Here is a 22,850-nt window from a genome sequence, read left to right on the forward strand (position 1 = left end):
ATCTAATTTTAAACTTTAAATATATTCTTTTTCTTATTTTCTATACAAATATTAAATTCTTCTACTTTTACTGTTTTAATACTAGGTTTTCTAGCCTCTAAAAAAATTCTCTCTTTCTGAATACTCTTACTTCATAAACTTCTTGAATTTTATAGATATTTTCTTCACATTTAAGTCTATATTATTGTTTATAAAGCTTTATTAAAAAAATGCAAGAATAATTCTTGCATTTTTTATTATTATTCTTTTATTTATACACAAAAAATTAGATATATTATTGATCTTTATACCAATAAAGATATACTACTTTGTTGTTGCTGCATTGAATTTGATAAAGCTGCAATACTAGAATATAATTTTGTATTAGATTGGGTAAATAAGCTTATTTGTTGAGCAATGTCAGAATCTGTATAATTAGAATTAGCTGATTGATAATTAAGTGATGTTTGATTTGCATTATCCATAGTATAATCAAGACTATTAGTTATAGCCCCAATTTTACTGCGGGAAGATGAAAGTCGATTAATGGCACCATCAATGCTTTTCAAACTATCTGAAGCTGAAGACTGTGTTGCAACATTTGTACTAATACCTAATGCATCACTAGAAACATTTCCTATAGATATAGACATATTTTCACCACTATTAGCACCTATTTGTGTTGTAAAATTGCTCAATGTTCCATTATTGGTGTAAATACCATTAAACTGAGTGTTCTTTGCATTTGAATCTAATTGGGACTTCAATTGATCCATTTCCTGCTGTATACACGAGCGATCCTCATCAGTTAAAGTACCATTACCTGCTTGTACAGTTAATTCTCTCATGCGCTGTAAAACATCTGTACTGTTGCCCATTGAGCCTTCTGCTGTGTCTAGCAAAGATGTAGAATCCTGAATATTTCTAGATGCTTGATCTAACCCTGTACCTTGACTTTTCAAATTTTCTGATATGGCCAAATTTGCAGCATTATCAGCAGCACTATTAAGCTTACTAGCTGTTGCTATACGAAGCATTGCCATTTGTTTACCAGCAATAGATTGATTATAGTATGAGGATGAATATGATTGTATCTGCATATTTAATCACCACCTTAAATTATTTAATTGTGTAAAACTTATATTTTTATACTACCATTTTCCACAAATATTTACAATACTCTTCAAAATTTTTATGTAATTTTATAGATTTTTGGTTTCATTCATAATTTATCAGCTTTATTATATTCATAAACTCTTCTAACTCTATTAAATAAGATACGCCTAATATTCGAATTATGCTAAATAGAAAGTTGTTTTACACATAAATGTATGAATATACCATAATGTCATAAAAAATAGAAGCTAATAAGATCATTGTAATCTCCATTAGCTTCTATTGATTAAATAACTGACAACTGTAAAACTCTCATCTAATTGAAATTTTACTCTATTATGTTATACTTTTATATCTAAATTTTTGCCTAAATTAGGATTGGCTGATTTTTCAATCATTTCTGTCATATTCTGCGAATTTTGTTCACATGTATTCATAGCTATTTTCATTACTGAAACACTAGCTTGAGTCATTACTTGAGATTGACTCATTGCCACTGATAATGCTGATATATCCATACAAATCCCCCCTATAACTTAATTTTTATTTTAACTTAGGCTATATCATATAAAAATTAATTATAATTTAAATATATCACAGCCATTTATTATTAAGTATCGTTTATAAAATAATAATTTAAAGAGTTTTCCTATATATTTTTATCTGTAAATTACAAGATTAACTTATTTAAAATAAAACGTAAATACATTATGCTCTATATTCTCTTCTTTTAAACGCACACACTAACAGTTATTTTTCCATAAATTCATGTTTCTATGTATAATATTGAAGTACTATCATTATTTAAGCAAAAACTGTATTGCCATAATCTGAGTATCTTTGACCCATTGGTGATTTTATCACCTCTATTTTAGAAGTTTTGTACCTCTTATCCACTGTTCAGTTTCCTCTATTCCCTGCTCTAATGTATATTCTGGTTCCCAGTTAATAAATATTTTTGCTTTATCATAATTACACTTTAACTTCATAATTTCACTTTGAGGATGAATATGTTTTACATGATTTACTTTTACTCTACTCTTTGTAATAATTTCTGCCAATTCATTTATAGTAACATCTCTTCCTGTTCCAGCATTAACTACTTCCCCATTAACTTTATCTGAATAGCCTGACATTACTATAAATCTAGCACAATCCTTCACATATAAAAGATCCCTGGTCTGTTCACCTGAACCATATATATTAATATCTCTACCATGTATTGAATTATTTATAAATATAGCTACTACTCCACCTTCGCCACCAGTTTTCTGGAATGGTCCATAGGTATTAAAAGGTCTTATTACTACAGTTGGCAATTTATATGCATTATAATAAGAAAGCACCATGTTTTCTGCTGCAATTTTGCTTCCCCCATATGGTGATACTGGATTCACTGAATGATTTTCGTCTATTCCAGCTTCTCCAGCTAAATCGTATACCATACAAGTACTCATAAATACAACTTTACAAGGATATGTATCTTCACCAGAATCTAAAATCCAACCAGCTCCATCCATTCTTCCGTTTTTTCCAAACATCTGTATCTTAGCTTTTTCAAGTATGTTAAAAGTTCCTACTGCATCATTAAAAAAAGTTGTTCTTGGATCATCTATACTATCCTGAACATTTATAGACGCAGCAAGATGATATACTATATCAAACTTTTCCTTGAAAACCTCATTTAAAGTTCCCTGATCCTTTATATCGCCTTTTATAAACTTAAAATTTTTATTTTCCTGAAACTCTTGTATATTTTCTATTCTTCCATTAGATAAATTATCTAGCACCACTATTTTATGTCCATCTTCCAATAATCTTTTAACAACCCAACGTCCTATAAATCCTGCTCCCCCAGTTACTAACATATTCATACTATTTATTCCTCCTCTGTAAGACAAGCCACTAATCTTTGTACACCATATCCATCTATCATACTAGAAGCATTTTGGCTCATATATAATCTTAAATTATAGTCTCTACACAAATTTTCTATCATATCTATTAAATAATCTTTAGTTAAATTGCTACACCATCCAAGATTTTTAATAATTTTCATACTATTTAACTTTTGTGCTACTGCTTCCTGGTTATCTGCAAGTATTATACCTAAAGCTGGTATTCCCAAACTTGCTAATTCATATAAAGTGCTTCCACATGCACATATTGCTAAATCACATTTAAGCATTATTTCTTTCATATTTGCTTTAAAATATAATTTTACATTTTTATTTTCGAAGGCTTTTAACAATTCTACATTAGTAAAAGATGGACCGATAACCACATGAAATTTATAAGGCATACTATATATCCATGTTAATATTTTTTTTGTAATGCCATTAGAATCAGCTCCACCCATAGTTATCATAATATCCTTAACCTTCCTATTTATATTTCTTCTTTCACAACCTATAAATTCCTCTCTAAGCATTATATACTTTGGACCTAAAAGTAGTTTTGTAAATGAATTAACACTATAATTAAAATCTAGAGCATTTACATTTTGATTAATTAAAAAATCTACATTAAAGTGATAAAGATTTAAATCATCTATATAAGCAGTTTTAGAAAAAATTTTTTTAGTTTTATTAAAGTAACCTTCATCTACATTATAACTATCTGTAATAAGTAAATCTGCTTCTATTTTTTTTAAATCTTCAATAATAAATTTTTCTCTTATAAGCTTAACTTTAAAACCTTCATTAATTATTTTTTCTATTCCATTTCTATATTTATCTTTATTCAAAATGTCTATAATATTTAAACTATTTATATTCAAAAAATTATGAACTGTCCTCTCACTTGATAAACATATATAAAAAACTTGATGATTCTCACTAAGTTCTTTAGCTAAAACTAATGTCCTCATTATATGTCCCATACCTATTTTACTGCCACCATCTGCTCGTATACCTATTTTCAAGCAATCACCTACCTACTTTAGTTAACTGTAAATTAAGATTTTTATTATTAATGTTGGCACAAATTCTGTATTTATGTCAAGTTAAAGTATCAAATTTGTGAAATTTTATTTTTTAATCAACAACACCTACTATTTTTACATACGAAATTATACTCTAAAAATTTTGTTTCTATAACTTTATCAAAAAACATAATAAGGACATTAAATGTCCTTATTAATTTTTACATTAATATTCTTATATACCATATATCCTAACTTAAAAGTTGAGCTATGTATTTAGGACTTGAATTGGCAGTTGAAAACATAGATTGACTATAATTTGTAATAACTTGATTCTTAACAAAATCCATTAAAGACGTTGCCATGTTAGCATCTTCAATAACAGATAGTGAAGCTGTAGTATTAGCTTCTGAATTACTTGCACCATTTATTTCATGTTGAAGATTATTAAGATCAATACCAACTTTTACTCTATTACTTGATACCATATCCATTGCCTTGTCTAATTTGGAAATAGAATTAAATGCATCTGCTTGTGTATTAACACTCAAAACATCTATACCAGTAGTAGAATTATTACTATCATATAATTTAACATCATATTCCATATAAGGATTATCTTTAGTTTGAATAGTTAAAGACTTATTTTTATCCAATAACTTTATACCATTAAATTCAGTTTTATCTACTATTTCTTGTATAGCATCTTTTAATTCATCAAACTCTTTTCCTATACTTTTTCTATCTTCATCCACATAAGTGCCATTTGCAGCCTCTACTGAAATTTCCTTCATTCTTTTCATTTGCTCGCTTACTTCTTGCAATGCACCATCTGCTGTTTGAAGTAAGGAAATTCCATCCTGAGTGTTTCTCTGTCCCTGGGATAAGCCTCTAATTTGTGCCTTCATTCCTTCACTTATTGTAATACCGGCTGCATCATCAGCTGCCTTATTTATTCTTTTTCCGGATGATACCTTTTCTGAAACTTCACCAGTCTTTTTTCTATTTTGATTTAACTTATGAACATAATCTAAGGCATTTAAAGTTCCAACAAACACTATTTCACCTTCTTTCCATATCTGACCAATATATTTTTATTATCGGTAAAATCTTCATGTTCTTTATGAATAAAAATAAGTTACATTATAAAAAGCTTCTTTCTTATATTTAATAGATCATATCTACCAAAAAAGCTCCTACTGCTACTTTATTTCCTTTGCTATCAGAATTCTTTCTATCACTTACTTTGATTATCATATTATGATTTCCTCCTTTTAAGTTAAATAAATTTATTGCAGAAGAAAAATAAGGTGATAAATTAGTATATAAATCTAGAAAATAATTTACTCCATCTATATTTATTTCCATACACCCACTTTCCTGTGAAAGCAAGGTAGTTATTGCAATACATTTACCACTAAAATTAAATTCTATGCAATCTCCAACAGTATCAGAAACTGCTGCTACCTCTATTTGTGGTATATTTATATTTTCTTCTCTCCAGTTACCATAAAAAGTTGCCTTTTCATAACTTACAATACTTGGATTATTAAACTCATACCCTGTTATTGTTTCTATTTTTTTAATAGCTTTCTTATTAATTATATCCAAATTTTCTTTTATACTATTTATTATGCATTCTGCATATATTTCATGTCCTTTATCATTTGGATGAAAATTATCTATAGATATATCCTTCCATGAATATTCTTCTTTACCTATGTGTCTATACACATAATCCTGTATATCAATGACAGGTGCATCATAATAATAAGCTATACGTTTATGTACGCTGCTGCAGGCATCTGAAAGTCCTGTAGGTGTAATTAATATTACTACAGCAGGTTTGTTTTTAAGGTTTGCTAACTGTCTAAGTATTCCTTCAATTGTAACTGCAGCATTGTACGAGTTTTCTATTCTATCATTTACTGCAAATTCAATAAATACTAAATTTGGATCATTATCTATTACATCTCTTTTTAATCTGAATACTCCAAAATTAGAACCTGTTCCACTAACTCCTGAGTTTATTATATTTAATTTTTTGTTTTGATATATAGTTTTTAGGTACTCTGCTACTTTATAGACATAAGAATTTTCATATATCGAGGCTCCTAACCCTTCAGTTATTGAGCCTCCTAAGAATACTACATTGAAATTATTATTCATAATGATCTCCTGTAATTCACAATAATACAACATATTTATTTACAACTTTTTTACACTTTATAATAATCTTAAAATATCATAATTAATTTACATTAACTGTGCTTCTCTATGTATTTGGTTTATCTTTTCTTCACTATTTCCTTCACCTACTAGATTAAGCTTATCATATGCTTTAAGTAAACATAATTGTATATTCTTCATCCTGTAATAAACTATATTAGTTTAATTTCTATAGTAATAATTGTCTTGACTTTCAATTAACTGATCATTCTTAAACTTGCATTTAGATATATTAACAGTTTCTAACTCTTTAGGCACTCTAGCAAGGTTTTTCAAATAATAAAAACCCTTTAGATTAATACATATAGGAATAGGTAAGACCTTTATATTATCTCCGCCTTTTCCCCTCCTCCACACCGTACATGAGACATTCACCTCATACGGCGTTTCATCAATGAAAATTATACTTTAATTTATCAATACACCTGAAAGCTTTATGTTAAAACTAAGAAAATCATAAAACCCCATCCAGTCAACATCTCGCATCTGAATATTCCAAAGTTCTGCTTTTTTTAGTCCTAATCGAACCTGGTTGTAATGTATGATAATTTATTTCTTGTTTTTTGACTTGTGGCTATCCCTCCATTTGCTTTCACAAACTTCAACGGTACCATGCCACTACTTTCACTGATATTAAAGCAAGTTATAATTATTCATCTTTCCTTACTACCACTTCAACGAAAATAAGTTCTTTACGTTACCAGCTTACCACGTTCCAATAACTTTATCCTTGCATATATCCTTAGGTAATTCTTATTAGCCTGTGTGTATACTATATTTAGTACTCACCACCTTTAATGGTATAAGTTCTTTCATAGCATAAATTTTTACTAAACCTCACACACCCTACAACTTTGGTAGTTAAAGCATTTCTACTTTATAAACTCTTAGACCCGTATATTTAGAATTTTGTCAGTAATTTTGGACACTTTTACCATAGATATTTTATGGACTCCCGACCTATCTTACACTTGACTACCTCCAGTTCGCTTTTCCTAGAGCTATCGCTCCTTAGAGTGTAATCTCAGCCGTCTTCACCGAGCTTATAATAAAACTTTTCTTATAAAAGCTTCGCTATTCGAAGCATCACAAAAAGCCCTTCAAGGTGTTACCCTCTCATTTGACTTTTCAAGTTATCAGTTCTTAAACAGTTCATCTGTTTAGGCAATACTTTTCATATTGCAAAGTGTCGCACTTATGTATTCTAAAATGTCTATGAGTCTTTTTAGAGGATAAAGTTCTGCCGCAATAATGAGAAATAAACACTGTTGGATTAGTTGTATAATTATTTTCTTTAAAGTTTCTTTGCAAATAGATCACTGATATTGACGTTTTACGCTATTATTACCGTAAATGTCCAAAACGTGAAGCACCACATTTTCCACATTTAACGTTTTCGGAATTTTTTCCCAAGCCATCTTTTAACAAGTTTAATGCCTTTGCTATATTTGTGTTTGTAATATGCTAAAAGCATATGATAATCTACCATTTCAAAATAAATGATTTTAGGTACCTTATTAGCTTTAAACTTTTGACATTCTGGACTATTCGAATCCTTAAAAGCCCACTGCTTAAGAGGAATATATTTAGCAATAAATAAAAGCAATTGATAAATTACCTTAAAAAGGTACTAATTGTACAAAAGCCAATAAATTACAATTAAATCTAAGGCAATGACATCCTTTTATGTTATTTTTGATTTTTGGCAGATCTAATTATAACCTTTGATATACAAAGAAAATTTATAAAAATAGTGTAAAAAAATTTCACACTAACTTACACATATAAAGTAAAACATAATGATGATTTACGATACTGTGAATTATAAGTAAGTGATGAAATATTAAATTTTAATATTGGAATTAAAGTTACAAGAACCCAGATTAAAAGAGAACAAGTATCTTGGATTTTTAATTAAGCTTCCACAGTGAATCCCTCGAAACTATTTTTTGCAAGATTAAAAATAGCTTAAGATAACTGATTTAAATTTCATATGGCAAAATTTATTTTCAATTCGTTTATCTATAGCTTAAATATATTTATGTATTATTTCTACAATATAGTTGATTTCCTCCACCTTTAATTCAGCATACATAGGTAACCTTAATAGTCTTCCACTTAAATCTTCAGTTTTAGGTAAATCCCCTAGTTTATATCCAAATTTCATCCCCATAAACGAATTATGAAGTGGTATATAGTGAAAGACTGCTGAAATTCCATTCTTTTTGAGGTTATTCATTAAATAATCTCTCTCTTTTTCTGAGTTAAGAATTATATAAAACATATGATAGTTACTTTCGCAGTATTTTGATATTATAGGAAGTTTTAGCTTACCTTCTTCCTCTAAATCTTTTAAACCTTTATAATAAGTTTCATAAACTACTCTTCTTTTTTGCTGAATTTCATCTAGTTTTTCAAATTGAGCATACAACATAGCTGCTAAAATATCTGATGGTAAATAACTAGAACCAATATCTACCCAGCTATATTTATCCACTTCTCCTCTAAAAAATTGACTTCTATTAGTTCCTTTTTCTCTTATTATTTCTGCTCTTTTTTCCAGCTCTTCATCTCCATTTATTAAAATAGCTCCTCCTTCTCCACAGACATAATTTTTAGTTTCATGAAAACTATAACAGCCTATATGTCCTATAGTACCTAGGTATTTTTTCTTATACTTAGCATTTACACCTTGAGCTGCATCCTCCACAACCTTTAATTTATTATCTTTGGCAATTTTCATTATGCTATCCATATCGCAACTTACGCCTGCATAATGTACAGGAAAAATTGCTTTAGTTTTATTGGTTACTTTATTTTCTATATCCTTAGGATCAACATTCAATGTGTCCTCACATATATCTGCAAAAATAGGTTTTGCTCCTCTAAGTACAATAGCATTGGCAGTAGATACAAAAGTATATGATGGAAGAATTACTTCGTTTCCTTCTTTTAAATCTAAAAGTATCGCTGCCATATCTAATGCTGAACTTCCTGATGTAGTCATTAAAGCTCTCTTAGTCTTAAATGTTTTCTCCATAAATTCATTAACTTTCTTTGTATAATATCCATCTCCGTGAATAGCTCCTCTTTTTAAACAATCTTTTATATATTCTTCTTCTTTTTTTGTTATATAAGGTCTATTAAAAGGTATCATATTTAATTTCCTCCATCCATAATCTTTAAATTCCTTTAATCTACTCACTTATTCTTAGACTTTCACAACTGACAAAACTAAGTTTTAATATAGTATTTTTAAATACAAAATATTTTGGAATTACTAGAGCGCGCTTAGTAAACGTATGTAACATTGAATAATTTATCTCTGCCTTTAAATTTTCTCAATGTTCAAAGTAGTTTATTCCTTAATGTAAAAATACCATTCTAACTCTTCCTAAATTTTTTTATTAAGAATCTATACCTAAAAATTCTTGATAACTATTTTATAATTAAACTATAAAATAGTTATCAAGATTTTTTAAGGAACTTTGCTTGCAACTTTTAGATATTTAATATCATTTATTTCTAATTTCTATAATCATTATAGTTTTGAAGGACTCTTTATGTACCATTTTTAAAAATATATGAATTTAACAATTTCGTAAAAGCAGTAGCACCATTATAATTTAAATGTTCCAAATCATAATAAAAATTGTTTTTGGAAGATATTTCTTCATTATTTTTAAAGTCTAAGATTTCAAAGTTATAATCTCTTTTAAAATCACTTAATATTTTGTAAAATCTTTCTTTCCAATCATTTTCTATTATTTTTAATTTATCTTCTACTACCTTATGCTGAGGTATCAATACTATATATATTTTGATTTCACTATTAATTTGTTTTAACTTTTTTAAAAGTTTATCAAAAATTTCAATATTTTCTTTCTCAGTATTTATAAAAACATTTTTTTGAATACCACTATATACCACAGGTTGATTTTTATAATTTTCTACTTCTTCATTTTTTAAATTTTTACTTATGCCATTCTCACTTGGAAAATCTGAATATAAATCATAGCCTGTTTGTTCGTAATCATTTTTAATATTTATTATGGCCGTTTTAAATAAGTCATTAAATAAAGGTTCTTCATTTTCTTGAATTGTTTTTAATTCTTCTATGCTTTTTTTTAAATTATGAGTTTCTTCAAATTCCCATCCATTTGCTCGAAGAAATGTGACTGCATTTTTAGTACGTGAAACATCATAGTTGAAATATGTATAAGTGTACATATCTAAAACCACATATTTTAAATTTTTAATTCTATCTTTATAATTTTTTAATAGCTCATCCAATTGCTTTAGATTATAAAATAAATCCTGCCTACCAAGTGCAAAATTATAGAAACTTTTATTTAAGTATTGAGGATTTATTCCTACTTCTCCATGAGAAATACCTAAAATCAAACCATCGAAAACTTTATCTGTATTTTGCATAACTCTATTGACTTTTTTTAATTCACTTGCAAATTTATAACAGTAAACTTTATAAAACTCTATTATTTTCTCTTTTTTTATTTGATAACTTATCAAATCTTTAACTACCTTATTACTAATAGCGCCGTCTCCAATTGCAATTATAATAAAATCAAATTTAATATCTAATAATTCTTTAGGCTTATAAAAGTTTTTCTTATTAAAACATTTACTTGAAAAGAAACTATCACTATAACCAATTATTTCATGTTCCATTTTTAGATATTTTTCCACTCTTAACCTTCCGCTTCCTATACCATATATAATAATCTTCATGAAATATCCCTCCAATCTATTTCTTCATTTAATAGTTTGGTTAGTTTTTCTGCTCCTTTATCATTTAAGTGAGATACATCAGCAAAATCCTCATCCTCAAATAAATCTAAGCGAAAATAATCTATGTACTGAAAATCATATTCCTTTCTGACTCCATTTATTATAGAATGAAACTCATCTTCTATTCGCTTTGAAAAATATGTAGTATAATATTTCGATGCTGGGAATACCACTACTATTGGTTTTATGTTATAATCTTTTAGAAGTTGTAGGTAATCTTTAAATATTTGAGTGTTTTCCTTTACTGTTTCGGGATAATTTTTGTTACAATCTAGTTCAGCTTGTTTTTTGCCTATATTCCACTTATCATCATAATGTATAGACGTTTGTATATCACTTTTCAAATCATATGTTCCATCATTATTTTTTTTAAGCACAACGTTAGCAATATTTTTATTAAGTTCATAAGCTTCATAAGCTTTGTCTATATCTTTAAAATTATGTGCTTCTTTTAACACTGAATAGTATAATGGCACCTTACTTCTCATAGAAGAAAGAGACATATCATATTGAAAGCTATAATAGCATATACCTATAAGAACGTGCTTCAAATCGCTCACCTTATTAGGAAACTTTTCCAATAAAAATTTTACTGTATAATAATCATAAAAAATATCTTGGCTTCCCCATGTAAATGAATATGCATTTTTACAGCAAATATCAGTTCTAAACCCTGTGTTAGCATATGATATTCCAGTAGCTATTATCTCTACACTTTTTTTATATTTATTTAAAAATTCATCCATATTAGTTTTGTAATAGTTATAATAATTTATATAAAACTTATAATATTCAAATATTTTATCACTATCAATTCCCATATTTAAAAGTTGATAATATATTTCTTCATTAAACTGACTAGCAATAAGAATATAATCAAATTTATATTTCCAAATTTCATTTGGTTGTATTATGCATTTACAATTTTTTAACTTTTTCCATTTACTTTTATCATTATCTACATATGCAACTATATTAACATCATTATTTAATGAAGTTTCTAATATATCTGAAACTTTTCCTGTGCCAAACACCAATACATTGTACAATACTATCACCTTTTTACTAATTAAAATATATTTTTTTCTGTATTTCTTTCGCTAGTTTTAGTGCATTTATTCCATCATATGCGGTTACTTTCAACTCATCTACACCTAAAATAGCATTAATAAAATTTTGTTGCTCTTCATGAAGTGAATCTGTGTTATTAACAAAAACCTTTTGAACAATTGATTCTTCTTGATACTTTGTATTTTTGTTACCCGTTGAAGTTTCACCTAATGTAGCAGTAAAATTTTTATATATTGTTAAACTTTTGTTTAGGTAATCCACTTCTATAAATCGACCTAATTCATTCACTGTTAGAGTTCTTATCTTTTTATCCGTAACTCTGCTAGCGGTCAAATCTACTATTGTACCATTCTCAAACTCTATTTGAACGAGACAATAATCTGCATGTCCTTTTTCCATAGAATCTTCTTTAACTATGTTCTTCATAGCCATTAAATTTTTCACTTCATACGGTTTCATTAAATCTAATACAATATCTATATCATGAATCATAAGATCTAATACCACATCTATATCTTTAACTCTATAATCCATGGGACTCATTCTCTTTACACTAATAGCAATAAGCTTTTTCTTATTTATAATATTACCTAAGTCAATCAAAGGCGAATTAAATCTCTCTACATGTCCAACACAGAAAATAACATTATTTCTCTCTGCAATTTCTATGAGTTTTTCGCCTTCTTCAATATTTATAGTTATTGGTTTTTCAACAAGAACGTGTTTCTTATTTTCCAAGAAATATTTAACAACTTCGTAATGGAACTCTGTTTGAACAGATACTATAACTGCATCTACATGATTTATCAAATCCTTATAATCATAAAAAGCCTTTATTCTATATTTTTCTGATAATTTATCAACTCTTTCTTTTACTATGTCACAATAACCAGCAAGCTCTACATTACTTAAGCCTGTTGCTATTCTAGCATGGTTGTTTCCCATTCTTCCTACTCCTATAATGCCAAGCCTAACTTTATCCAAGTAAATCATCTACCTTTTTATAAACTTTTTATAATGGCACTATTTCGTTTGTGTCATATAGTCTAACTATATTTATTCCATATGAAACTTTACTTTTTATTTCATTATATATCTCACTTTCAAAAGCTCTAGAAGATATTATAATGTCAGAACAATCATTTATATTATTAAAAAAGTTTTCTTTATATAAAACTGGTATATCAAATATTTTCATTCCATCCTTATGTGGATTAGAATCTATAATGCCTTTTATATTTTTCATATTAAATTTCTCGTTTTTTAATAGGGTCAATAATTTATCTGTATGTATACCAGCTCCCCATAGAAAAATATTGCTACCTCTAATTTTTTTCTTAATTTTTTCAGTAAAATAATATTCATTCTTTTCCCAATACTGGATCACCTCATTACTTGATATACATAACTTTTCCCACATTTTAAAATTGGACTTATTATCCATGTCATAATTTCTCATAAATTCTTCTTGTTCCATATAAAAAGAGCAGACACATTTTTTACTTAAACATTCCTTAGGTTCATTGTAAATTCTATGCTTAAAATCAGAAATATCATCTTTCAAGAAGTTAAATAACTCTATATTATTTAATTGTTCACAAGGTGTTATCTTACCATCAGATAAAAACATATTAAACCTGTTATATCCAGATCTGCACTTCTTAAAGGTAGGTGTATAGTGACCATGTTTTAATAGATATAAAGATCCTAAATAATCTGTATTATCACATAACATTTCCAATTCATCTTGCTTATACGAATATGGATAATTTTTTCCACCATGCTCTCCCTGAAGTGCCATTAATCTAAATTTACTTCCCAAACTTTCAAAGTAAGCTTTTATTTTTTCTATCCTATTTAATCTATCAGGAGCAGCGACATAAACAATTTCTGAATTAATTTTATGTTTCACTAAAAATTTTATGTTATTTATAAAAATATTATTATAATAACTGTTTTCTTCATGAATTGGGTGATATGACAAAGTAATATAATTAACTTCTTTTAGTTCATCTTTAGTAAAAACATCACTAAAAAGGATAGATCCATTAGTTATTAAATTTATACCGTGTCCTTTAGTCATTAACCTTTTACATAAATCTATAAGCTTAGGATTTATCAGCGGTTCTCCTCCTAAAAAGCTTATATTCCACTTACCGGTACTATTAAAAAACTCCTCCAATTTAATTAACTTTTCATTATACATAGACCAATCTTTAGGCACATCACTTTGGGCCCCTACACAAAATGAACAGTTAAAATTACAATGCTGCCATAATTGCACTCCTGTTTCAAAATCATATATTTTATTCATATGTGTAAAATCTCCTTATCAAAATATCAACATTTCATCCATCTGATGCCCGATACAAGTTTTACTTTAAATGCCATAAAATTTAATATCTTCTATGTTTTAAATTACCTTTCCTAACACCGGAATAGATTCAAAATTAACATCTACGTGCGAGTTTCATTTTATTTCAGTAAGGCATTTTCCTCATGAACCACATTTTTTCTTAAAAACTTAGTCGTAAATCTATTTAAAACTAAGCTTTTTTTCAAACTTTCATTGTTTAACTTTGCATCCATATAAAGTGGCTCCAATTCTAATGCCTTTAACAAATATTTATATATATCATTATTATTTTCTAAAATACTGTTAACTACAGCAATATTATTAAAAATAGTAGGCTCTTCTGGTAAATATTCTAACACATTATTTAAACATTCCATACATTCTTTATATTTTTTTAAATAATAATATACAGTAGCCTTATAAAATAAATTATCGCAAAAATCTTCTTTAGAATAACTGTTAAAATTAAATTTTTCAAAACAATGTAAAGCTTGTTCATAACTTTCTTTTATTATGGAAAATATCCCTAACGTGTTATGTATTCTATTATGATTTAAATTATTTAATTTTAACTTATTATATAAATCTTCTACATCATATTTATTTAATATAAATTTAACAGCTTCATTTGTTTCCTTATATCTAGCAGACATATTGTTATCATGTATTCTTACTAATGCTAATGCTTCATCCATAAAAAAGGCTTTATATCCCTTGCATACGAGGTTTAGGAAAAAATCATAATCCTCCGAATATCTCAAATTTTTATCAAAAATTGCATTCTTTGTGTTTTTCATTACACATAATCCAGAAAACATATAATTTCTTCTTAATTCATTATCTAAAAGCTTATTATTATCATTTATATTATTAGGCCAGGTTAACTTTCGACCTGTTCTTATGCCATCTTCTGACATAGTCTCATAGTTCGAAAACACCATATCTATATGTGGATTAACTTCTAAATAGTCTATAGATATTTTAAATTTATCTTCTAATTGTATATCATCAGAACCAATAAAAGTAATATAATCACCTGAAGCATTTACTGTTCCAGTATAAAAAGAATTACCTGCACCACCATTTTCCTTAAGATTTATGTATTTAACCTTTTGTGGATATTCTTTTGAATATTCTTCACATATATAGTGCGAACCATCTGTACTAGCATCGTTTACTAATATCAATTCCCAATTATCATAGCTTTGGTTAATTACACTATCTATAGCCTCTTTTAAATATTTTTCTCTATTATATACAGCCATTACTGCACTTATTTTCTTTTTGCTCATAACTATCCCTCCAAACATAATATTTATATAGTTACATAACAAATTGTTTCTGCTAAAGATATGCTACTATAATGCCTTATATATATTTTATAATCTGAACATAAAGATTTTATATATAACGGTATATTCCATAAATCATCTGCTTTATGATATATACATATAGCCATTTTAGGTTTATATTGTGTAATTATTTTTTTTGCTCCAAGTAATGCATCCATTTCTGAACCTTCAATGTCCATTTTAATAATTGTAGGTATATCATCATTATCAAATTTAAATTCATCTAAGTTATATACCTTAATACTCTTCAAACCTTTGTTATCTATTTTTGAACGTACTGTATTGCATTCATCAAATTGAATAACTTTATTTTCAGAATGTAATCCTCCTTCTTTACAAATAACTTTTGACTCAATTTTTTTTGTTTTTATGAAATTTACCATTTGATCATAACTTTTCTTATCAGGTTCAAAAGCATATATCTTTTTAAACTTATTATCTACTTTATAAATAAATTCTGATATTGTATCACCAATATATGCTCCTGCATCTATAAAAACCTCATTATCGTTTAATTTTAATAAATCATCTGGGAAATACTCTTCTTCTTCATTTACAGTATTATTTAAAATACCAAAATCATAAGTTAATCTATGATTAATAATTGCCATAAATGTTTCTTTTGATATATCATCATTTAGAATATCAAGTACACTTTTAATTTTATCTATATTATTAAAAATATATTCTGTACAATAACTTTGAATAAATGTTGTAGTTTGATCATTAAAAGACATTATATTTTGAAAACCAAGTTTTCTTAGCTGCACAGTTATTTCTTTAACATATAAGCTTGTTATAACAATGTTAACATCCTTACCTAAAGAAACTAATTGATCTAAAGAAATAACCTCAATACTATTAAATTGTTTTCCCCATTTTTTCTCATCATTATCACAAAAATAATCAGGCTTTATATTTATAGCCTCAAATCTTTCTAAAATCTCAGTTCCACACTTTGAAGCTCCAAAAAAAACTACTTTTCTTTTAGACAGGTTGTTTATGTCATATATCTTTTTACTATTATATAAAGAACTTAAAAATTTTATCATATTTATTCTCCCTCTATAATCTTAAATTTATTTAATATACTCACTTATTCTCCTAAATTTAATAAATAGCTGCAAAATAACATTTTTATAGCATAAGTTTAATAAATACAGTAATCATAGCATACTTTAGGAATTTTACTATTAAATACATTCCATCTAAACTGCTTCCAATTATTTATTATAACATCCATATTATCCTCATAAGTTACGTTTCCTAAATTATATAGTTCTGGACTAATATAACTACAACAAGGAAGTACATATCCATCCCAATTAATCCAAAAAGATTCTTTTATTCCATTACATTCATTGTAAATATTATGCTTTTGAAATATATTATCATGTTTCATCATACTAACTTTCATATCATTTTCATTCGCAATTTTTTTTGCTTCCATCCATATATTATTAAAATCGTTTCTATCTTTAATTATGTATCTTTCTACAAGTTCTTTATTTTCCACATATTTGTACTGCGCATACAAAGAAAATACTATATCTTTGATACCTAACTTCTTCATAAGTTTTACAAATTTAGGCATTTGTCTGTAATTTTGTTCCATACATACATAATTAATTTTTATAGATTTTAATGAAACATTGCTGTTTCTATAATATATCTCCATAAACTCACTGATATTTTTAATCAAAACATTAAATTTACCATTTAGTCTTATTGCTTCATAAGTTTCTGCTTCTGATGCATCAATAGAAAATGTAATACTTTCTAAAGTTTCTATTAAAAATCTGGATATCTTCTCATTCAGCAATAATCCATTAGTAATGGTATTAATTTTAATATTTTTTTCTTTTGCATATCCAATTATGCTTAAAATATCTTTATTTAAAAGAATTTCTCCACCTTGAATCAATATACTTTTAGTTTTAGGGAATTTATCTATTATATTTTTGAAATTTTCAAAATTCATATTTCCTTTTTTATCTTTTACTTTTGAGTATTTTGAAAGCTCACCACACATTCCACACATTATACAACTAATGTTACAAATATTGTTAATTATGAAATTAAGATTTGGAATTGAATCTTCCTTAAACTCATCAATAATATCTTGCCAATTATTACTTATAACACATTTAGAAAACTTATCTATATTAAATTTATGAAAGCTTAAATTGATAAAAGAATGGTCATAATATTCTCTATCTGCCTTCATTTCAAATTTTTCACAGGAACTATTTCTTAAAGATTGCATTATATTCACTGATTTTACATTCTCTTTCTGTAAAATCTCTTCATTAAATAGTACTTTTTTTGAAATTATTTCACTAAACATTATTCCTCTTGGATATCCAGTATTATAGGTATAATCCATTTTTTTCTCTAAATGTTGCTTCAATCCATCCATTACAAGATTGGGTATTAATAGTATATTATTTCCAATTACTCTTATTATAATATCTAGACCTTCATTTAGAAAAATTTTTCTGTAGCTTTTGATAAAACTTGTATCATCTTTTTTATATATTCTTATGTTATTTTTTTTAATAATATCTAGATCCACACATTCCTTATTTCCTTCTGATGTTAAAACAATTACCTTGTGCACATTACAACTTAATGCTTTTTCAACAACTGTTTCTACAACCGTATTTCCATTAACAATAGCAAAAATATCATTATCCCTTATATTGTCATCATATCCAAGTTGAGCTTGAACTACTAATCCAACTTTCATATTTTTCTCCTTAACAATTCCTTATTTTCTTTAATTTACTTATTTATTCTTAAATATGTGCTATTGACAAAATAAACCCTTTACTTGTTTGCCAATTTCACCAATAGATTAGCATATATATTAAATTTTATTGCCTAATAGTTGTCCACATACTAATAATATTAAAATATTGTTATATATTATAATTTTAAATTTTAATAAACTTTTTTATATTTTGAAATAATACATCCTCATTATAATTGTCTAATACTATATTTTTGTTTCTAATTTTATCTTCTGGATTCATTAATATAAAGTCTTGAAAATCTTTAAAGTCTATTTCATTAACATTAAACAGTGTAAATCCTAATTTCTTGAAGGTTGCGTAAGTTGTAATATTATTTTTCATATACACCTTTTTCCCAAGGTACAATAATGGCAATATATTTGATATAGCTTGTTGTCTATTATGATTCATTATTGCAACATCAACTTGATTTAAAATAGAAAAATAGTCTTCTGAATTTAAAAATGTTGTGAGAGGTATAAATCTATCTCCTAGAATCTTCTTAATTTTAGGTATCACTTTATTTATATAAGAAAAGTTTCCATAGGAAAGTGGGCATACAACACAAAAATTACTTTCATTCATTTTTGATAATATCTCTACTATTTCCAAATGATTATTTGATGGATCTCCCGAATTTCCTAATTGAATAACATATTTGTATTTTTTCTTTAAATTAAACTCATTTTTTATTTTGTAATTATTATCTAAACTAATAAAATCGACAGGATTTGGATAGATAAAATACTCATAAGAAGCTTTTGTTAAAAAAAACTTTTTTGCAATAATATAGTCTCCTTTAGTTCCATCAGGAATTATTTTATTAAGTCTTCTTATAGTAGATTTTCTGTAAATATACTCATTTGTATTTTTGTAATCCTTCATTTTCAAATTACAATCTTCAATTAAAAATTTTTCTGTTAATTTATCATATAACTTTATATCTATATTGTGATACAAATCTGATCCCCAAACAATCCAATTCATTTTTGCTTTTATATCATACTTACATATTAACCAAGTTATAAAATCACTTAGTTGGTGTATATATATTTCCTCTGAATTATTTATAAAAAAAAGAATTTCTTGTGTATTAACATCTAAACATTTTTCCCAGCCTTTCTTTAATTTAATATATATAACATTACTAGCTATATTAGCATCCATATATTCTAAATTATCTTTATAATCTAAAATTAAAAACAAATTTTTTTTGCATTGAAAATGTTTATTCATAAATTCAATAAATTTTTTAGAATAACCACTATCTATCATTAAATGAAGATTTTTATAATTTTTTTTCATATTACATATTTCATTTATTTCTGAATTTCTTCCTTGAAATTCGTGATAAATATTTGAACTAAATTGATTTTCTAAATTAATTATTTTCTCCCTAATTTCATTTTTAACTTCAAGATTTTCAACTTCAGCTAAAACTTTTTCGTAAATTTCTAAGGCTTTCAAATATTCATTATTATCTAAAGCTACTTGTGCTAAACTTTGATTATAATTATAATCAAAGTTTAAAGGTGACTTTTCAAGTCCTTGTAATATTAAGTCTTTATATTGTCCTAAGTTATCATTACTAACTTCCATTTTAAGTAATACCTTTATAAAAGGTATTCTATAATCTGTTGGATTTTTTTCTTCATAATTTTTCATGAATTTTACTGCTTCTTGGATATTATTATTTTCTATAAATCTTTTAACATTTTCGAGTAATTCTTTTGATATTTTTAATATATCATTTTTCATACTATCATTCATTTTAATCAATCCTTTATAATAAAAACTAGATAGATAAATCAAATTATATAACTATAATTCACAAACGCATATTGTCTATTTAATCAGTATAACCTCGTCTAAAATGTAAAAATATAATTTTATACTCCCCATTTTCATATTTATCTATGTTTAAATCCTTTGTATATCTTTTTTCATATTCTTTTATATACCCTCCAGCATGATTGTCTATTAAATAATCTATAAGTTCCCATCCTTCAAATAGCAACTTAATTGTGTCAATGTCAAATATCCAGCCGCAGTCAAATAATAAGGATTTTTTTCCATACATTGTACTAATAATAAGGTCACCTTTATTTTTCATAACTCTATTGATTTCTTGAATAAAATTTATTAATGTATACGGATTCACTTCATCTCCATATCTCCCAAAACCTAGCAGATGAATTGAAACTAATGAAGAAAATACATCAAATTGTCCATTCTCAAAAGGAAGTTTATCTTTAACATCCTGTATTAAATATTTCACTTTCGATATTTGATCATCACAATCTTTTAAAACAATTGATGTTATATTATTATTAAGTGATAATATTGCATTAGCTAACTTTTTATTTCCTAAGTCAAGTATTTTTTTATTATTTCCCATATTATTTATTTTATCGGCCATCCAAAAACAAGAAGCTTCATAATAACTAAAAAATTCTACAGAATCCTCTGGGTTACTGCCACTATTAAGTATTTTAAAATTCTTCACTGGATAATCTTCATTAATAAGACTTAAATATCTATTGTATTTAATATCACCTAAAAAAAACTCATAAAATTTTCTTTCATAATTGCAATAACTTATTAACTTTTCTTCACTAACTCCTAATGTTTTTAAGACTTCTTCAATTTCATTATAAAAACTACTTGATATAATAACAAAATCATACTCTATTTTTAGAATTTCATTTAAACTTATTAAATCATACCCATCAAACTTACCACCATTTTCACTCTTACTATCACATACACTAACTATTTGTGCTTTAGAAAAATCTATATTATCTTTTACTTTATGGTATACGCTCCCCAATCCAAATAATATTACTTTTTTCATATTATTTCTCCATTCTTTTCCATTTATATAAAAATAATAGTATCTTGCTTATCATATATTTTCATAATCTTAACTCCAATATCTTCATATTGTTTTAAACTTTTATATATTTCTTCTTGAAACCTATGACTAGATATTATAATCCTGTCTAAATTTAAAGAAGGTATAGATTTAGGATCTAGTATTTTTGAATTGAGATACTGTTTATTCCATTTAGTCTTATCAGAATCAAAAAAAACTAGTTGAAAATCAACTTGACCAAATACTTCTTTATACACTTCAAATATTTTTTCTGTATGCTTACCTGATCCGTATATTCCTATAACTTTACCAGAAGCATCTTTAAAAATCTTTTGTAAAATTTCTCTTTGACGCCTTTTCCAATAATCTGAAAACTGTTGAATTTCTAAAGACTTATTCTTATATTCATCAAAAATATATTTATCATAATGTACTTCGCATTTTAATATTTTATCTAAATCTTTATATAATAATTCTTCAATTTCTAAATGAGGTTCAAATATACATGTACAAGTTTTTGCTTTACACTTCTCTGGTTTTTCACTTAAATTTATATTATTTTCATAAATATTTCCTAAGTCATTTGTTACTTCTAATAAGCACTTGTATACTTTTCCGCTTATGCCATCAATATATACTCTTTTATATCCAGCGTTACAATCCTTACCAAATGGCTTTCTGTCACTTGTTTCCAAAAGGGACCTATACATAGCAGATATCATGTATTTATCTAAAAATTCTCTTTCTTCACACGTATATGCATCTGGATATATTAACCCATTAAATTTCCCTCTAAATGGTTGGATAACAAAAGGGATTCCATTTTCCATAAAAAGCTCATAATACTTTTTTACTAATTCTAATCTAGTTGGTACAGCTACATAAGTAACAAAAACTTTAAATCCATTTTCTTTTAGTATTTTTGCTCTTTCCACAAATTTAAATAGTCTTTTTTTCTCTTCATCTTTCTCTTGTAAAGAACATTGAATATAATCAAACCGCATTGGATCAATTTCTTTAACAAATTGCTGCAACTTTTCATCATTCATAGAATTATTTGTAGCCATTCTAATGTAATGATTTTGGGATAGTTTTTTGGTTAATTCAATAAAATGAGGGTGAATTGTTGGTTCCCCTCCTGCATATAAAATATGCCATTGACCTCTTTCATTAAAAAACTTGATTATTTTTTCCATTCCTTCTTCTGTTACAGCCCTACTAAATCGTCCCAATCTATTGTCAATACTCTGTGCAGCAGTACAATAACTACAATTATAATTACAGGTATGAAATAAATATATACTAGCTACATTAAAATTCTTCATAGAACATTGCCCCTTAATTT

17 protein-coding genes are annotated in these 22,850 nt (G+C 26.3%); all 17 read right to left on the reverse strand.

Going from position 1 to position 22,850, the window contains the following annotated elements; all coding sequences use genetic code 11:
* Positions 1-284 precede the first annotated feature (284 nt).
* Positions 285-1,079, reverse strand: a complete 795-nt coding sequence (locus HBE96_RS01880; RefSeq protein ID WP_169296074.1) for a flagellin N-terminal helical domain-containing protein — start codon at positions 1,077-1,079, stop codon at positions 285-287.
* A 357-nt stretch (positions 1,080-1,436) separates the two neighbouring features.
* Positions 1,437-1,613, reverse strand: a complete 177-nt coding sequence (locus HBE96_RS01885; protein WP_169296075.1) for a YjfB family protein — start codon at positions 1,611-1,613, stop codon at positions 1,437-1,439.
* A 348-nt stretch (positions 1,614-1,961) separates the two neighbouring features.
* Positions 1,962-2,969 (reverse strand): dTDP-glucose 4,6-dehydratase, encoded by a 1,008-nt coding sequence (locus HBE96_RS01890; RefSeq protein WP_169296076.1) that lies wholly within the window; start codon positions 2,967-2,969, stop codon positions 1,962-1,964.
* Positions 2,970-2,974: 5 nt separating this feature from the next.
* Positions 2,975-4,018: a UDP-2,4-diacetamido-2,4,6-trideoxy-beta-L-altropyranose hydrolase gene (pseG, locus tag HBE96_RS01895; RefSeq protein ID WP_169296077.1), complete on the reverse strand. Its 1,044-nt coding sequence runs from the start codon at positions 4,016-4,018 to the stop codon at positions 2,975-2,977.
* 251 nt (positions 4,019-4,269) lie between these two features.
* Positions 4,270-5,076, reverse strand: a complete 807-nt coding sequence (locus tag HBE96_RS26820; protein ID WP_169296078.1) for a flagellin N-terminal helical domain-containing protein — start codon at positions 5,074-5,076, stop codon at positions 4,270-4,272.
* 109 nt (positions 5,077-5,185) lie between these two features.
* The gene (locus HBE96_RS01905) at positions 5,186-6,187 is read right to left on the reverse strand and encodes an SGNH/GDSL hydrolase family protein (protein WP_243186797.1); all 1,002 of its coding nucleotides are present in this window, start codon (positions 6,185-6,187) and stop codon (positions 5,186-5,188) included.
* 2,089 nt (positions 6,188-8,276) lie between these two features.
* Entirely contained in the window at positions 8,277-9,404 is a 1,128-nt protein-coding gene (gene rffA, locus HBE96_RS01910) for a dTDP-4-amino-4,6-dideoxygalactose transaminase (RefSeq protein WP_169296079.1), read from the reverse strand.
* 404 nt (positions 9,405-9,808) lie between these two features.
* Positions 9,809-10,996 (reverse strand): hypothetical protein, encoded by a 1,188-nt coding sequence (locus tag HBE96_RS01915; protein ID WP_169296080.1) that lies wholly within the window; start codon positions 10,994-10,996, stop codon positions 9,809-9,811.
* On the reverse strand, positions 10,993-12,105 hold the full coding sequence (locus HBE96_RS01920; RefSeq protein WP_169296081.1) for an SGNH/GDSL hydrolase family protein: 1,113 nt from the start codon (positions 12,103-12,105) through the stop codon (positions 10,993-10,995). The genes HBE96_RS01915 and HBE96_RS01920 overlap by 4 nt, the downstream gene beginning before the upstream one ends.
* Positions 12,106-12,121: 16 nt before the next feature.
* A complete protein-coding gene (locus HBE96_RS01925; protein WP_169296082.1) occupies positions 12,122-13,111 on the reverse strand; it encodes a Gfo/Idh/MocA family protein in 990 nt (329 codons plus the stop codon).
* Positions 13,112-13,139: 28 nt separating this feature from the next.
* Positions 13,140-14,441, reverse strand: coding sequence for a radical SAM protein (locus HBE96_RS01930; RefSeq protein ID WP_169296083.1), 1,302 nt, complete (start codon positions 14,439-14,441; stop codon positions 13,140-13,142).
* Between the two features lie 161 nt (positions 14,442-14,602).
* A complete protein-coding gene (locus HBE96_RS01935) occupies positions 14,603-15,775 on the reverse strand; it encodes a glycosyltransferase (protein WP_169296084.1) in 1,173 nt (390 codons plus the stop codon).
* A 23-nt stretch (positions 15,776-15,798) separates the two neighbouring features.
* Positions 15,799-16,887: an FkbM family methyltransferase gene (locus tag HBE96_RS01940; protein ID WP_169296085.1), complete on the reverse strand. Its 1,089-nt coding sequence runs from the start codon at positions 16,885-16,887 to the stop codon at positions 15,799-15,801.
* A gap of 98 nt (positions 16,888-16,985) precedes the next feature.
* Positions 16,986-18,584 carry a radical SAM protein gene (locus HBE96_RS01945; RefSeq protein ID WP_169296086.1) on the reverse strand — a complete coding sequence of 533 codons (1,599 nt, stop codon included), beginning with the start codon at positions 18,582-18,584 and terminating at the stop codon, positions 16,986-16,988.
* 187 nt (positions 18,585-18,771) lie between these two features.
* Positions 18,772-20,400: a TDP-N-acetylfucosamine:lipid II N-acetylfucosaminyltransferase family protein gene (locus HBE96_RS01950; protein ID WP_169296087.1), complete on the reverse strand. Its 1,629-nt coding sequence runs from the start codon at positions 20,398-20,400 to the stop codon at positions 18,772-18,774.
* A gap of 79 nt (positions 20,401-20,479) precedes the next feature.
* Positions 20,480-21,484, reverse strand: coding sequence for a DUF268 domain-containing protein (locus HBE96_RS01955; protein ID WP_169296088.1), 1,005 nt, complete (start codon positions 21,482-21,484; stop codon positions 20,480-20,482).
* A 23-nt stretch (positions 21,485-21,507) separates the two neighbouring features.
* Positions 21,508-22,830, reverse strand: a complete 1,323-nt coding sequence (locus HBE96_RS01960; protein WP_169296089.1) for a radical SAM protein — start codon at positions 22,828-22,830, stop codon at positions 21,508-21,510.
* Positions 22,831-22,850: the final 20 nt, after the last annotated feature.

The organism is Clostridium muellerianum (assembly GCF_012926525.1).
In the GTDB taxonomy this organism is placed as follows: Bacteria; Bacillota; Clostridia; order Clostridiales; family Clostridiaceae; genus Clostridium_AM; species Clostridium_AM muellerianum.

Bases quoted from the DNA above. Each gene is read 5' to 3' on its own strand.
- HBE96_RS01955 (WP_169296088.1), bottom strand. From the start codon at position 21,484: ATGAAAAAAGTAATATTATTTGGATTGGGGAGCGTATACCATAAAGTA.
- HBE96_RS01945 (WP_169296086.1), bottom strand. From the start codon at position 18,584: ATGAAAGTTGGATTAGTAGTTCAAGCTCAACTTGGATATGATGACAAT.
- HBE96_RS01885 (WP_169296075.1), bottom strand. From the start codon at position 1,613: ATGGATATATCAGCATTATCAGTGGCAATGAGTCAATCTCAAGTAATG.
- HBE96_RS01935 (WP_169296084.1), bottom strand. From the start codon at position 15,775: ATGAGCAAAAAGAAAATAAGTGCAGTAATGGCTGTATATAATAGAGAA.
- HBE96_RS01950 (WP_169296087.1), bottom strand. From the start codon at position 20,400: ATGAATGATAGTATGAAAAATGATATATTAAAAATATCAAAAGAATTA.
- HBE96_RS01890 (WP_169296076.1), bottom strand. From the start codon at position 2,969: ATGAATATGTTAGTAACTGGGGGAGCAGGATTTATAGGACGTTGGGTT.
- HBE96_RS01915 (WP_169296080.1), bottom strand. From the start codon at position 10,996: ATGAAGATTATTATATATGGTATAGGAAGCGGAAGGTTAAGAGTGGAA.
- HBE96_RS01940 (WP_169296085.1), bottom strand. From the start codon at position 16,887: ATGATAAAATTTTTAAGTTCTTTATATAATAGTAAAAAGATATATGAC.
- HBE96_RS01960 (WP_169296089.1), bottom strand. From the start codon at position 22,830: ATGAAGAATTTTAATGTAGCTAGTATATATTTATTTCATACCTGTAAT.
- HBE96_RS01905 (WP_243186797.1), bottom strand. From the start codon at position 6,187: ATGAATAATAATTTCAATGTAGTATTCTTAGGAGGCTCAATAACTGAA.
- HBE96_RS01880 (WP_169296074.1), bottom strand. From the start codon at position 1,079: ATGCAGATACAATCATATTCATCCTCATACTATAATCAATCTATTGCT.
- rffA (WP_169296079.1), bottom strand. From the start codon at position 9,404: ATGATACCTTTTAATAGACCTTATATAACAAAAAAAGAAGAAGAATAT.
- HBE96_RS01930 (WP_169296083.1), bottom strand. From the start codon at position 14,441: ATGAATAAAATATATGATTTTGAAACAGGAGTGCAATTATGGCAGCAT.